The organism is Pseudoalteromonas sp. 2CM28B, assembly GCF_023161935.1.
The window spans coordinates 1-13,467 of sequence record NZ_JALNTH010000025.1 but is presented as its reverse complement, the minus strand read 5'-3'; the positions used below and the strand labels follow the sequence as shown (position 1 = coordinate 13,467).

General features: G+C 41.5%; 14 protein-coding genes. 11 read left to right on the top strand and 3 right to left on the bottom strand.

The window, feature by feature from the left end; genetic code table 11:
• Nucleotides 1-110 precede the first annotated feature (110 nt).
• Nucleotides 111-1,244, top strand: a complete 1,134-nt coding sequence (locus tag MTN96_RS24830) for a fatty acid desaturase (RefSeq protein ID WP_054983308.1) — start codon at nt 111-113, stop codon at nt 1,242-1,244.
• 13 nt (nt 1,245-1,257) lie between these two features.
• Nucleotides 1,258-2,688 (top strand): Si-specific NAD(P)(+) transhydrogenase, encoded by a 1,431-nt coding sequence (gene sthA, locus MTN96_RS24825; RefSeq protein WP_029774151.1) that lies wholly within the window; start codon nt 1,258-1,260, stop codon nt 2,686-2,688.
• A 68-nt stretch (nt 2,689-2,756) separates the two neighbouring features.
• Here the strand turns inward: sthA and hemE are convergent, their stop codons facing one another.
• The gene (gene hemE / locus MTN96_RS24820; RefSeq protein WP_248532988.1) at nt 2,757-3,821 is read right to left on the bottom strand and encodes a uroporphyrinogen decarboxylase; all 1,065 of its coding nucleotides are present in this window, start codon (nt 3,819-3,821) and stop codon (nt 2,757-2,759) included.
• 524 nt (nt 3,822-4,345) lie between these two features.
• Here hemE and MTN96_RS24815 point away from each other — a divergent pair.
• Nucleotides 4,346-4,816 (top strand): Rsd/AlgQ family anti-sigma factor, encoded by a 471-nt coding sequence (locus MTN96_RS24815; RefSeq protein WP_004589394.1) that lies wholly within the window; start codon nt 4,346-4,348, stop codon nt 4,814-4,816.
• A gap of 58 nt (nt 4,817-4,874) precedes the next feature.
• On the opposite strand, the gene fkpA is transcribed toward MTN96_RS24815, so the two are convergent.
• Complete coding sequence (fkpA, locus tag MTN96_RS24810; RefSeq protein ID WP_004589617.1) at nt 4,875-5,621, bottom strand: FKBP-type peptidyl-prolyl cis-trans isomerase; 747 nt, start codon at nt 5,619-5,621, stop codon at nt 4,875-4,877.
• A gap of 204 nt (nt 5,622-5,825) precedes the next feature.
• Here fkpA and MTN96_RS24805 point away from each other — a divergent pair, with 204 nt between their 5' ends.
• Both MTN96_RS24805 and MTN96_RS24800 read left to right on the top strand, forming a co-directional pair.
• Nucleotides 5,826-6,824, top strand: a complete 999-nt coding sequence (locus MTN96_RS24805) for a WD40 repeat domain-containing protein (protein WP_024033936.1) — start codon at nt 5,826-5,828, stop codon at nt 6,822-6,824.
• A complete protein-coding gene (locus MTN96_RS24800; RefSeq protein ID WP_004589619.1) occupies nt 6,811-7,023 on the top strand; it encodes a SlyX family protein in 213 nt (70 codons plus the stop codon). The genes MTN96_RS24805 and MTN96_RS24800 overlap by 14 nt, the downstream gene beginning before the upstream one ends.
• Before the next feature lie 22 nt (nt 7,024-7,045).
• Here MTN96_RS24800 and MTN96_RS24795 read toward each other — a convergent pair whose 3' ends face one another.
• The gene (locus tag MTN96_RS24795; RefSeq protein WP_004589620.1) at nt 7,046-7,249 is read right to left on the bottom strand and encodes a YheV family putative zinc ribbon protein; all 204 of its coding nucleotides are present in this window, start codon (nt 7,247-7,249) and stop codon (nt 7,046-7,048) included.
• A 132-nt stretch (nt 7,250-7,381) separates the two neighbouring features.
• Between MTN96_RS24795 and MTN96_RS24790 the strand changes: the two genes are divergently transcribed.
• From MTN96_RS24790 to MTN96_RS24765, 6 genes are all read left to right on the top strand, one after another.
• The gene (locus MTN96_RS24790; RefSeq protein ID WP_248532986.1) at nt 7,382-9,304 is read left to right on the top strand and encodes an ATP-binding cassette domain-containing protein; all 1,923 of its coding nucleotides are present in this window, start codon (nt 7,382-7,384) and stop codon (nt 9,302-9,304) included.
• On the top strand, nt 9,288-9,710 hold the full coding sequence (locus tag MTN96_RS24785; RefSeq protein WP_248532984.1) for a TIGR02444 family protein: 423 nt from the start codon (nt 9,288-9,290) through the stop codon (nt 9,708-9,710). Before MTN96_RS24790 ends, MTN96_RS24785 begins: the two co-directional genes overlap by 17 nt.
• An 876-nt stretch (nt 9,711-10,586) precedes the next feature.
• Complete coding sequence (locus tag MTN96_RS24780; protein WP_004589623.1) at nt 10,587-10,733, top strand: hypothetical protein; 147 nt, start codon at nt 10,587-10,589, stop codon at nt 10,731-10,733.
• Between the two features lie 111 nt (nt 10,734-10,844).
• Nucleotides 10,845-11,837 (top strand): hydrolase, encoded by a 993-nt coding sequence (locus MTN96_RS24775; protein ID WP_248532983.1) that lies wholly within the window; start codon nt 10,845-10,847, stop codon nt 11,835-11,837.
• Nucleotides 11,834-12,088, top strand: coding sequence for a YheU family protein (locus tag MTN96_RS24770; protein ID WP_248532981.1), 255 nt, complete (start codon nt 11,834-11,836; stop codon nt 12,086-12,088). The genes MTN96_RS24775 and MTN96_RS24770 overlap by 4 nt, the downstream gene beginning before the upstream one ends.
• A 64-nt stretch (nt 12,089-12,152) precedes the next feature.
• Complete coding sequence (locus tag MTN96_RS24765) at nt 12,153-13,349, top strand: dipeptidase (RefSeq protein WP_064384669.1); 1,197 nt, start codon at nt 12,153-12,155, stop codon at nt 13,347-13,349.
• Nucleotides 13,350-13,467 lie beyond the last annotated feature (118 nt).

Genomic DNA, 13,467 nt, shown 5'->3' with positions numbered 1-13,467 from the left:
ATTTTATATGAAGTTTTAATGATAATTAGCCGAATTGTCTAGTCTAATACTTGACGCCAAGAGATTGAAACACTATTTTAGCTTACAGTTGTACGCTGAGAGTAAAAACGATGAATAAACCACCGATTATTTGGACAAACGTCCTATTTTTTAGCCTAACCTTTTTGGCGGCTGTCACACTTGTACCTTGGTACGGCATTAGTTACGGATTTACCAGCGCGCATTGGATTGCATTTGTAGGCTGTATGTTTTACGCAGGCCTCTCTATCACTGCCGGATACCACCGATTATGGGCGCATAAAGCCTATAACGTACACCCTGCAATAGAATTTATTTTTGCCCTTGGTGGCGCATTTGCTTTGCAAAACAGTGCGTTGCACTGGAGTAGCGATCACCGTATACACCACGGCCAAGTAGATGACCCAGTAAAAGACCCTTACGCCGCAACTAACGGCTTTTGGTACAGCCATATTGGCTGGATGCTACGTGATTACCAAGGCGACAGTTATAACGATTACAGTAATTGTCGCGATTTACAGCGCAATAAAATTGTTATGTGGCAGCATAAACACTACTTAAAGCTTGTTATAGCTATGAATGTCGGTTTACCGCTTGTGCTTGGTTTATTAGTAGGCGATGTGTGGGGTATGCTACTACTTGCAGGTTTATTGCGCTTAGTATTGAGCCAGCACTTTACCTTTTTCATTAATTCATTGGCTCATATTTGGGGCTCACGCCCATACACTGAGAAAAACACTGCGCGCGATAATGGCTTTTTAGCACTATTTACTTATGGCGAGGGTTACCATAACTTCCACCATATTTTTGCAAGCGATTACCGTAACGGTATTAAGTGGTTTCATTACGACCCAACTAAATGGATGATTCGCTCTTTAGCAGCGCTCGGTTTAGCCAGTAAATTAAAGCGCACCCCGGTTGAGCGCATAGAAAAAGCCAAAGCCGAAACGCTAATGAGTAAAACGCAAACGCGCCTTTCAAAATTGCCTTTAGCGCAAGATAAGCTTACATTATTACAACAAGAGTACGATTTACTGCTGAAAAAGCTGCAAAATTACTGTTCACTACAAAAACAAGTGTTAGAAGCTAAAAAAAATAACATGGCAAAGCAGTGTGAACAGTCAGCATTAATGACACAATACCATGAGCTGGAAGCCGCCTGGGAAAATCAAAAACAGGCATGGCTAGCACTTAATGCGAGGTTATTAAAAGCCTCTTTTAATTAATTTAGGAGTGGCTGTGGCCAAACAACCAGAACAAAAAAAAGCACCCGTAGTTTACCAATATGACGCAATAATTATTGGTACGGGCCCTGGCGGTGAAGGCACTGCCATGAACCTATCTAAAAACGATAAAAAAGTAGCGGTTATTGAGCGCCAACAAGCGGTTGGCGGTGGCTGTGTACATTGGGGAACAATTCCTTCAAAAGCATTACGCCACTCGGTTAGCCGCTATATTGAATACAAAGCAAACCCACTTTTTAATGTTGGCGAGCGCCCTAGCCGCTTAACGTTTCCTGATATTTTAAGCCATGCAAGTTCTGTTATTTCTAAGCAGTCAAACTTACGTAGCAGCTTTTACGACCGTAACCGCATTCATATGTACCAAGGCGATGCGAGCTTTGTAGATAAACACACGGTTGAAATTAAGCGCCTTGATGGCTCAGCAGAGCGTATTACCGCTAAAACCATTGTAATTGCTACTGGCTCGCGCCCATACCGCCCACCTGAGGTCGACTTTAGCCATTCACGTATTTACGACAGCGATACTATTTTAGGCCTAGAGCACGACCCACAACGTGTACTTATATACGGTGCGGGTGTTATTGGCTGCGAATACGCTTCAATCTTTAAAGGCTTAGGCGCTAAGGTAGATTTAGTAAACACACGCGACCGCTTATTAGCCTTTATGGATGCAGAAATTTCTGACGCACTTAGCTACCACTTTTGGAACAGCGGTATTGTTATTCGTCATAACGAAGAGTTTGACCGTATAGAAACGCGCTCAGATTGCGTTGTAATGCATTTAAAATCGGGCAAGCGTGTAAAAGCCGACTGTATTTTATTTGCTAACGGGCGCACAGGTAATACCGATACGCTAAACCTTGAAGCTATTGGTTTAAAAGCCGATGGTCGAGGCCAGCTTAAAGTCAACGAAATGTACCAAACTGAGGTAGATAACGTTTACGCAGTAGGTGATGTAATTGGCTACCCAAGCTTAGCGAGTGCAGCATTTGATCAAGGCCGTATAGCTGCCGATGCTATTGCCTGCGGTAATTGCGAAGATAAGCTAATTATAGATATACCGGCCGGTATTTATACCATTCCTGAAATGAGTTCGGTAGGTAAAACAGAGCAACAGCTAACCGCTGCAAAAGTACCGTATGAAGTTGGTCGTGCTCAGTTTAAGCACTTGGCTCGTGCGCAAATTGCGGGTACAGAAGTTGGTAGTTTAAAAATATTGTTTCACAGTGAAACAAAAGAAGTACTTGGCGTGCATTGCTTTGGTGAGCGTGCCTCAGAAATTGTTCACATTGGCCAAGCCATTATGGAACAAAAAGGGGCAGGCAACACTGTTGACTACTTTGTAAATACCACATTTAACTACCCAACGATGGCAGAAGCCTACCGTGTTGCGGCATTAAATGGATTAAATAGGTTATTTACTTGACCCGATTACTACACAGCAAAAAGCCCGCTAATTAGCGGGCTTTTTAATAGCTATTAATACTACGGTTGTTATTTGTGGTATTGCGCGCTTAGCTCATGTACTGCATTAATAAATACACCGGCGTTTTCTGGGTCTACATCTGGTGTAATACCGTGGCCTAAGTTAAATACGTGGCCATCACCTCTGCCAAAGTCTTCTAAAATAGTGCCTACTTCTTGGCGGATACGATCAGGCGTACCGTGAAGCATTGACGGGTCCATATTACCTTGCAATGCAACTTTATCGCCTACACGACGTTTAGCGTCGCCAATATTAATAGTCCAATCAAGACCTACTGCATCACAGCCTGTTGCTGCAATTGCTTCAATCCACTGGCCACCATTTTTGGTAAATAGCGTTACCGGTACTTTACGGCCGTCGTATTCGCGAATTAAACCATCAACAATTTTATGCATGTATTGCAGTGAGAATTCGTTGTAATCGCGCGGGCTTAATACGCCGCCCCACGAGTCAAATACCATTAACGATTGCGCACCAGCTTTTACTTGTGCGTTTAAGTAATCAATGACTGAATCAGCTAGTTTATCTAGTAATAAATGTAGTGTTTGCGGCTCTGCAAACGCCATTTTTTTAATTTTACCAAATACTTTACTGCTTCCACCTTCAACCATGTAAGTTGCTAGTGTCCACGGTGAACCCGAAAAGCCAATTAGTGGCACTTCGCCTTTAAGTTCACGGCGAATAGTACTTACTGCGTTCATTACATAGCCAAGCTCGTCAGTTGGGTCTAGCTTAGGAATCTTTTTAACATCAGCAAGTGACGAAATAGGGTTTTCAAATTTAGGGCCTTCACCGGTTTCAAAGTACAAACCTAAACCCATAGCATCGGGAATAGTTAAAATGTCACTAAATAAAATAGCAGCATCTAACGGGTAACGGCGAAGGGGTTGTAGTGTTACTTCACACGCAAGCTCAGCATTACGGCACAGGCTCATAAAATCGCCCGCTTGTGCACGTGTAGCACGGTACTCTGGTAAATAGCGTCCTGCTTGGCGCATCATCCATACCGGTGTTACATCAACGGGTTGTTTTGCAAGTGCACGTAAATAACGGTCGTTTTTTAATTCGCTCATAGCGTAAATAATCCTGAGGCTTATAGAAATTGTTCAAGATTGTACCACCATATTCTCCGGCTCTCTATCGCTAAGCTCGTAAAACATGTGTTACAGCTAACAGAACCTAGTTTGTTGCTTATTTAGTCACATTTGAGTGTTAAATAACCAAAAAGAACTAACAATAAAAACTTTTTGTTAATATGTTTGCAACATAACAAAAACCTTGGTATTGTTTGTCCCGCGTTAACAAGAACAATAATAAAAATCTTAAACAACAATAACAAAAATATTTATAATAAAAATAACAAAAATCTTCTATAACAATAAGAAAGCTTGTATTAACAGGCCAAAACAAGAAATTAAGCCACCTTAACCGGTGGTTTTTTCTTGCCTGCAATAAAATAATAATTTACCTACAATAAATACACACATGCACCAGCTCATACCTTTTACTTGTTGATATACACTTAAATAAAATATATCTTGATGTATAAGAAAATTTAAATTTAACCATAAAAGTGACCCAGCTTAGGAGAACAGTAATGCTGACGCGCGTAGAGAAAGCTCAACAAAAATGGGGTGGTAGCCATACTGTCATTGATAAATGGTTAAACGAGCGCCAAGAGTTAATTGTACTTTATTGTAAAATGGCTGGGTTTTCGCCATACGACAAAAAAGATCACGCCTTACCAGAGCCAGAACAAATTCAATCATTTTGCCAAATTTTAATGGATTACTTATCTGCCGGCCATTTTGAAGTGTACGATGACATTGCAAAAGCCTGTGAAAGCAAAGGCCTTGAAAGCCAAGAGCTGGCAAATACAATTTACCCGCGTATTTCTAGCACAACAGATATTGCTTTAGATTTTAACGATAAATACGCAGAAGTAGATAAAGAGGACTTATTAGCAGAGTTTGATAACGATTTGTCGGTACTTGGCGAAACGTTAGAAGCGCGTTTTGAACTAGAAGATGAGCTAATAGATAATTTGTTTTCTAACCACACAGATTAATAAAATAGCCAACAAAAAAGGGACCGTTATGGTCCCTTTTTGCGTTATAAGCTACCGCTTATTGCGCAGGTGCTTCGTCATCTTGTATTTCAAGTAGTTCTACTTCAAAAACAAGCGTTGAGTTAGCTGGAATTTTACCTAGGTCACGATCGCCGTAAGCAAGTTCAGAAGGAATAGTGAACTTGTACTTAGACCCTACTGACATAAGCTGTAAACCTTCAGTCCAACCTGCAATTACACGGTTAAGAGGGAAAGTAGTTGGCTCGTTACGCGCATAAGAGCTATCAAACTCAGTGCCGTCTAATAAAGTACCTTTGTAATGTACTTTAACTACGTCTGTTGCTGCTGGCTTTTCGCCTTCGCCTTCGCTAAGTACTTCGTACTGTAGACCTGACTCAGTTACTGTTACGCCTTCTTTTTTAGCATTTTCTTCTAGGTATTTTTTACCTGCTTCTTTGCTTTTTTCAGACTCAACTTTAGCTTTAGCTTCTTGCTTTGCACGCACTGATGTATCTAGCTCAGTTAGCACTTCACGGATTTTTTCTTCATCGATTTTTGCATTACCAGCAAGCGCGTCTTCAAAACCACGAATTAATAGTGCTTGGTCTAGTTCAATACCAATCTCTGATTTATCAGCTAGGTCTTTATTTAAAAAGTTACCTACTGATGCACCAATACCGTATGCTTGTTGCTGCTCTACAGTGTCTAATTTAACTTCAGCTTGTTCTTGTTTTGCTTCTTGATTACAAGCTGTAAGCGCTAAAACCGACGCTGCAATCAATGACAATCTAATCGTCTTTTTCATTTTAAATCTCCGACACACTTTGCAGTTGTCATTTATTGTATTATTACTAGTTAAAGATTAACGGCCTACATGATAGGCTGCTTGTTTAATAACTAACTAAATTAAAACCTAACCTATTATAGTGATTAGACAAACACCCTAGGCCTTCAACGTGACCTAGTCTAACCTCTCAGTCACTAAGAGTTAAGAGGAAATACCTGTAATATGTCGATATTTCGTACTTTTTTAATCGCTTTTAGCTGTTTATTAGCCCTAGCTTGTAGCGATCAAAAACAGCAAGCTGCACAACGCTTTGAACACGCAGCACAGGGTGCGTTTTCCTCGGCAGTATCTAACGATGGTAAATACAGCCTAGTCTCCTCCATTCACCATGGGGTCGCCCTGTGGGATAATCAACAGCAGGTGCTAAAATATCAATGGTTTCAACAGCAATCACAAGAAAGCCTAGTATATGCTGTGGCTATTGCCTTTGATAATAGCGTGGCCGTTACCGCCGAAAAAACCACCTTTGCCGTGTGGGATATTAGCAGCGGCGAAAACCGCGGCTATTATAAAATTCAACAAGCCACTATTCGCGATATTGCGATAAGTAACCAAGGCCGCAGTGTTTTATACGGCAGAAGCGACGGCGTAGTGGTATTTTTAAACCTAGAAACCGGACGCCGCATTGAGTTTTTAGGTCACCAAGACAAAGTAAACACCGTTGATTTATCGCCTAATGGGCGCTATGCCTTAAGCGGCTCAAACGATTACGTTGCTTATTTTTGGGATACACGTACAGGGCAAGTAATTCATCGCTTTAATCACCCGACGCGTGTTACCCAAGTAACCCTAGACCCACAAGGTCGCTACGCATTTACCGCAGATAGTATGAAGCAAGCACATGTATGGAAGCTGACTACAGGTGATCTTGTGAGTAAACTGGCGTATATTGCGCGTCAGAAAATTTTTACTGCGGTACGCTTTAACGAACAAGGTACATTGCTGGCCACAGGCTCGCCCAATAAGCGCGTTGATTTATGGCAGTTACCCAGCGGAGAGAAAATTCAAACTTGGCAAGTCACACCACGTGAAGGCAGTAAGCCTAAATCGGCTGTGGTGCTAGATGTAACGTTTATAGATAACGGCAAGTCGTTGTTAACCGAGAGCTCGAGCGGAATTGCAGAGCACTTTACAATACGAGAAGCAAATGAACACAATTGAAAATCGTTTAATGGAGCTTGAGGCAAAAGTTGCTTTTCAAGACGAAACAATAGAAATATTAAATGACGAGCTAAAAGCACACCAACAGCAGCTTGCAAAAATGAAGCGCCAAACTGAGTTACTAGCAGAAAAACTTAAAGAAGCGCAGCAGCCGTCGTTAATGTCGCAAATGCAAGAGCCGCCTCCGCCACATTACTAAGGGGGTAAAAAATAAAACCGGGTTAATCGCCCGGTTTAAATACACCAATTACTTGTTCAAATTGGCGAGTAGATGCCTGAACAGCGTTATCGGGTTGCGCCATTTTGTGGCCACATTCTACACACTCTACTTTTTCAACATCATGTTCTCTGTACAGCATCATGGTATCCATGGCTTTACACTCAGGGCACGATGCACCAGCAATAAATCGCTTCTTTTGTCTCACAACATTTTTCCTGTGGTTTGAACTGCACATATTTTATCGTATAACTTCCTATGTTGATACGCTTGATAAGAGCAATACGTTCTATGGTATGATAGCGCCAACTTAACCAGGGCACAGTAAAGTAACGCATTCATGATCCAAATCTCAGAAATAGAACTACTTCGTGGCGGAAAAGCCTTATTAAAAAATGCCTCGGCTACTTTATTTCCACAGCACAAAGTGGGCTTAGTTGGCGCTAATGGCTGTGGTAAATCTACCTTATTTAGTTTATTAAAATCTGAGCTGCAACTCGATGCGGGTGATTGCAATATACCTAAAGATTGGTCTATTGCTTCTGTAAAACAAGAAACCCCAGCCCTTGAAATAAGCGCCATTGATTATGTACTTCAAGGTCACCCTGAATACTATGCGTTGCGTATTGCCCTGCGTGATGCTGAGCAAACAAACGATGGTGACACCCAAGCCAAAGTACATATTCAGCTTGAAAATATTAAAGGCTACAGCATAGAGTCAAAAGCGGGCGAATTACTGCACGGCTTAGGCTTTGCTAATCACCAAATAGAAAACCCTGTAAGCGCGTTTTCTGGTGGTTGGCGTATGCGTTTAAACCTTGCACAAGCACTTATTCGCGATGCCGACTTACTATTACTCGATGAGCCTACCAACCACCTTGATTTAGATGCCGTTTACTGGCTTGAGCGCTTTTTACGCGCCTACACAGGCACCTTGGTACTTATATCTCATGACCGCGAGTTTTTAGACGCCGTGGTTGATCAAATTTGGCATGTCGATAAACAGCTTATTAATGTGTACAAAGGTAACTACTCACAGTTTGAACGCCAAAAAGCAGAGCGCTTGTTACAACAACAAGCAATGTTTGAAAAACAACAAGAGCAAATTGCCCATCTTGAGCAGTTTATAACTCGCTTTAAAGCCAAAGCCAGTAAGGCCAAACAGGCACAAAGCCGTGTTAAAGCACTCGAACGTATGGAAAAGCTGGCACCTGCACATGCCGACTCACCGTTTGACTTTGAATTTGCCGAGCCAACAGCCCTGCCTAACCCGCTAATGACCCTAGATAAAGCAAAAGCAGGTTATGGCGATGTCACTATTTTAAATAATATCGCGCTAAACCTAGTTCCTGGCAGCCGTATTGCGTTACTCGGTCGTAACGGCGCGGGTAAATCAACGCTTATAAAGCTATTAGCGGGCGAGCTTGAGCCGCAAGCAGGTAAAGTGGTTCAACACCATGGCTTAAATATAGGTTACTTTGCGCAGCACCAACTTGAATCGCTTGATTTAAAAGCCAGCGCAGTGACCCATATTCAACGTTTAAACCCACAGGCCACAGAGCAATCATTGCGTGATTTTTTAGGTGGCTTTGCATTTATTGGCGATAAAGCACTTGAACCCGTGGCACCGTTTTCGGGCGGTGAAAAAGCCCGCTTAGTACTAGCCATGTTGGTATATCAAAAACCCAATTTACTACTACTTGATGAGCCAACTAACCACCTTGATTTAGAAATGCGCCACGCGCTAGTAATGGCACTACAAGGCTTTGAAGGCGCCATGGTTACCGTATCGCACGATCGCCATATGCTTAAAAACACCGCCGATGAATTTTATTTAGTCGATGATGGCAAAGTCACTCAGTTTGGTTACGATTTAGACGCGTATTACCAATGGTTACTCAATGCCAATAAAGAAGCCGCTAAAAGCCAGCAACCTGACGAGCCAAAAGCAAATCCAAGCGTTAACCGTAAAGAGCAAAAGCGCCTAGAAGCTGAGTTTAGAAAAGCCATTCAACCGCTTAAAAAGCAAATTGAAAAGCTTGAAAAGCAGCTCGATAAATTTACTGCAGAGCTTAGCGAAGTTGAAGTAGCCCTTGGCGACAACACACTCTACAACGACGATAACAAAGCCCAGTTAAAAGAGCTAATTGCTAAGCAAGCAACGCTTACCCCTAAAGTAAACGACACTGAAGAAGAGCTACTGATGGCGCTTGAAGAAATGGAAGAAAAAGAGCAGGCCTTTGCCGATGAACTTGCTCAATAAAAACGACTTTTGGCAATTTGCCTGCGCTTTGTACGCAAAACCAGAGCAACAACAAACCTTGCTGGCACTGCAAAACCAGCAAGGTAAAAACGTTAATCTGTGCTTATTTTTGCTGTACTTAGATTCACTTAAGCTAAGTATTAATGCCGAGCAGCTCAGTGCGTTAATAGCGTCTATTAATGAGTTTGATACGCAAGTACTTAAGCCACTGCGCGCCGCTCGTCGTTATTTAAAAGCCAATCAAGAAAGTATCAGCGACTATGCAAAAATACGCCAAGAGCTATTAAGCGCCGAGTTAAAGCTTGAAAAGCAACAACAGCAAATACTAATTGATACAGCGAATAAACTTAGCTTTTTAGAAGCTGTAAAGCCAAACAATATTGAGCTGTATGTGAAAGCCACTTAGGCTGTCAGTTTTTATACCCTCTTCTAAATGTTCATTCTATTTTCTTTGTGCAAAAAATCTTTAAGCCAATTAATCACAAAGAGGGTTAGAGGCGCTGCACTTTTAGAGGAAAATAAAAGCCAAGCTAATATCACTAGAAATATAAGCTTAGGCGCTGTTGGCTCGTGGCTATCTTTCTCATTTGCTTCTCATTCTTTTCTCTTTGTGCAAAAAATCTTTAAGCCAATTAATCACAAAGAGGATTAGAGACGCTGCGCTTTTAGAGGAGAATAAAAACCAAGTTATTATTGCTAAAAATATAAGCCTAGGCGCTGCTGCCTTGTGGCTATCTTTTCTCATTCACTTCTCATTTCCTTCTCTTTGTGCAAAAAACCTTTAAGCCAATTAATCACAAAGAGGATTAGAGACGCTGCGCTTTTAGAGGAAAATAAAAACCAAGCTAATATCACTAGAAATATAAGCCTAGGCGCTGTTGGCTCGTGGTTATCTTTTCTCATTTACTTCTCATTCTTTTCTCTTTGTGCAAAAAATCTTTAAGCCAATTAATCACAAAGAGGATTAGAGACGCTGCGCTTTTAGAGGAAAATAAAAGCCAAGCTAATATCACTAGAAATATAAGCCTAGCCTCTGTTGGCTTGTGGCTATATTTTCTCATTTACTTCTCATTTTTTTCTCTTTGTGCAAAAAATCTTTAAGCCGATTGATTCTTCAAAGCCTATAGGCGCTGTAGTAGGAACTGAATAGCCCCTAAAACATGATCTACATCAACTTTACTTGGTTACTTTTTCCACGCAGGGGAATAGTTTGATCTCGATCACATTATGCTTTGCAAAGTCACTTTATGATGTCTCCATCAACTGAACGAGGAGATTAATCATGAACGTATTCTTTAGAGACTTTTTTAGCGACCCTGTTTTATTTATGTCTTTTGGGATTTTAGGCGTCGTGATTTCTCTTTGCCTATTTTACGCTTTTTACTTTATTAAAAAAATTAGCGAGGCTGAAGTTCCCGAGCATCATTAAGCACGACGCACAAAGCGCCTACTCAGGTTACTGATTAGGCGCTTTTTATTTTATAAAGCGAAAAATTTGGTACACTAACGTTTCGTTTTTTTCATAGTGCGTAGTACAAACATGATCAATAAGTTTAAACCAGCATGGTGGATGACCAATCGTCACGTTCAAACCATAATGCCGCGTTTTTTCCGTCCATTTCACAATACGTCCTACGAACTTGAGCAACTTGATACGCCCGACGGCGATTTTATTGAACTTGCATGGTCGCTGCCTCATAACGAAAACGCTCCCCTTGCTGTGGTTTTACATGGCCTTGAAGGCAACATAAATAGCTTTTATGCCAAAGGCATGATGAAAGCCTTAAAAAAGCAAGGCTATGCCGTAGTACTTATGCACTTTAGAAACTGCTCAAGCGAAGTTAACCGCTTACCGCGTGCTTATCATAGTGGTGATACCGCCGACTTAGCTTTTTTTATAAATCATTTAAGGGAGCAATTTCCCAGCCGCCCGATCATGGCTCTTGGTTTTTCGTTAGGGGGCAATGTACTGGCTAAATACCTAGGCGAAGAGCGCGAAAACTGCCCCTTAAGTGCTGCAGCCGTGGTCTCGGCTCCTTATGATTTATCATCATCAAGCGATGTTATTCGTAAAAGCTTAGGCAAAATTTACCAAAAGTATTTGCTCGATAGAATGAAAAAATCAATGCAGCGTAAATTGCCACAAATCAAGCAGCAAATACCTATTACCTCTGAGCAGTTAATGAAAATTGACGATTTGCTAGAGTTTGATAATCAACTAACCGCTCCACTGCATGGCTTTGAAAACGCACACGATTACTATCGCCAAGCCAGCGCAATGCCTTACTTAAAACATATTGCGATTCCTACGTTAATAATTCATGCCAAGGACGATCCAATGTTGTCGATTAAGGCTGTGCCAAGTAGGCAAGATGTGAGTGAGCATGTTACCCTGAGCGTCTCTGAAAAAGGCGGCCACGTAGGGTTTATTAGCGGTAATAATCCGTTTAGGCCAGTATTTTGGCTTGAACAAGCCGTCCCTCATTATTTTGGCCAGCACGTCCCCACTAAAGCGAGCAGTAAGCAGTTATGATTATCCCTTTTGAACAACTTGATAAAGACACCCTCTATAACCTAATTGAAAGCTACGTGCTTCGTGAAGGCACCGATTACGGTGAGCAAGAAGTGAGTATTCAAAGTAAAGTAGCGCAGGTTAATCAGCAGCTTAGAAATGGTGAAGCGATGGTATTTTTTTCTGAGCTACATGAATCGGTCACTATTATTTCAAAAAATGAATTTAAAGCACAGCAAAGCGAGGAGCATGAAGCACAGTCGTTTGATTAACGCCTAACACTTGTAACTTTTGAGCTGAACGTACACAATGGCTTTTTACCCAAAGAGCCAAAACATGATAAAACTCAGCACTCTAGTGGTAGCCATATCACTAGCTTTAACACCACAAGCCTTTGCAGAGCAAGTAAAAAGCCCGTCAGACAAAGCAGTAAAACTAGCAAAAGACACTATTTTAATCGATACCCATATTGATGTACCTTATCGTATCCACGAAAAATGGGTTGATGTAACTAAAGCCACCGAAGGCGGCGACTTTGACTACCCTCGCGCAGTACAAGGGGGGTTAAACGCCCCTTTTATGTCGATTTATATTCCTGCTCACTTAGAATTTGAAGGCAAAGGTAAAAGCTACCAGCTAGCCAACCAAATGATTGATAGCATGGAAGCCATTGCACAGCGTGCCCCTGAAAAATTTGCTATTGCTAGCTCAACAGCGGATATAGAAGCGCAATTTGAGCAAGGTAAACTGTCAATTGCGATGGGCATGGAAAATGGCTCGCCAATTGAAGGAAAAATGGAAAACCTTCAGCACTTTTTTGACCGCGGTGTACGCTACATCACACTTGCGCACTCGCAAAGCAACCATATTTCTGACTCGTCATACGATATTCGCCGTAAATGGAAAGGTTTAAGCCCATTTGGTAAAAAGCTAATTACTGAAATGAACAACGTCGGTATGCTAATTGACGTATCACATATATCAGATGATGCGTTTTATCAGGTAATGGAGCTATCTAAAACGCCGGTTATTGCTTCACACTCTTCACTGCGCAAATACACGCCAGGCTTTGAGCGTAATATGAATGATGACATGTTATTAGCGCTTAAAAAGAATGGCGGGGTTATTCAAATTAACTTTGGCTCAAGCTTTGTAACCTCTAAAGCCGGTGCGTGGTACAAAGACCTTAAAAGTACTAAAGAGACCGTTAAAAAAGAAGGCACTAAGCCAAGTAAAGACTTTGATGCAGCGTACCGCGCTAAAAACCCATTCCCGTTTGCAAGCCTTGAGCAAGTACTTGATCATATTGATCACGTTGTAGAGCTTATTGGCATTGATTACGTGGGCATTGGCTCTGACTACGATGGGGTTGGCGATTCGTTACCGATTGGCTTAAAGGATGTATCTAGCTACCCTAACCTAGTACAAGGCTTAATGGACAGAGGCTACAGCGATTCAGACATTAAAAAGATTTTAAGCGAAAATACGCTAAGGGTTTGGAAGCAAGCCGAAGCATATGCGAAAAAGCACTAGCGTGTAAGCTGTAAGCTGTAAGCTGTAAGCTGTAAGCTGTATGATCTGACTCCATAAAAGTAGACACCTATTTAGGAGTCAGTTCTCATGAAAGTAAAAGCGTTTCGTAAACATACAG

Excerpts from the sequence above, each read along its gene's own strand:
- MTN96_RS24830 (WP_054983308.1), top strand. The coding sequence starts at position 111 with ATGAATAAACCACCGATTATTTGGACAAACGTCCTATTTTTTAGCCTA.
- hemE (WP_248532988.1), bottom strand. The coding sequence starts at position 3,821 with ATGAGCGAATTAAAAAACGACCGTTATTTACGTGCACTTGCAAAACAA.
- MTN96_RS24815 (WP_004589394.1), top strand. The coding sequence starts at position 4,346 with ATGCTGACGCGCGTAGAGAAAGCTCAACAAAAATGGGGTGGTAGCCAT.
- fkpA (WP_004589617.1), bottom strand. The coding sequence starts at position 5,621 with ATGAAAAAGACGATTAGATTGTCATTGATTGCAGCGTCGGTTTTAGCG.
- MTN96_RS24805 (WP_024033936.1), top strand. The coding sequence starts at position 5,826 with ATGTCGATATTTCGTACTTTTTTAATCGCTTTTAGCTGTTTATTAGCC.
- MTN96_RS24800 (WP_004589619.1), top strand. The coding sequence starts at position 6,811 with ATGAACACAATTGAAAATCGTTTAATGGAGCTTGAGGCAAAAGTTGCT.
- MTN96_RS24790 (WP_248532986.1), top strand. The coding sequence starts at position 7,382 with ATGATCCAAATCTCAGAAATAGAACTACTTCGTGGCGGAAAAGCCTTA.
- MTN96_RS24785 (WP_248532984.1), top strand. The coding sequence starts at position 9,288 with ATGAACTTGCTCAATAAAAACGACTTTTGGCAATTTGCCTGCGCTTTG.
- MTN96_RS24780 (WP_004589623.1), top strand. The coding sequence starts at position 10,587 with ATGAACGTATTCTTTAGAGACTTTTTTAGCGACCCTGTTTTATTTATG.
- MTN96_RS24775 (WP_248532983.1), top strand. The coding sequence starts at position 10,845 with ATGATCAATAAGTTTAAACCAGCATGGTGGATGACCAATCGTCACGTT.
- MTN96_RS24770 (WP_248532981.1), top strand. The coding sequence starts at position 11,834 with ATGATTATCCCTTTTGAACAACTTGATAAAGACACCCTCTATAACCTA.
- MTN96_RS24765 (WP_064384669.1), top strand. The coding sequence starts at position 12,153 with ATGATAAAACTCAGCACTCTAGTGGTAGCCATATCACTAGCTTTAACA.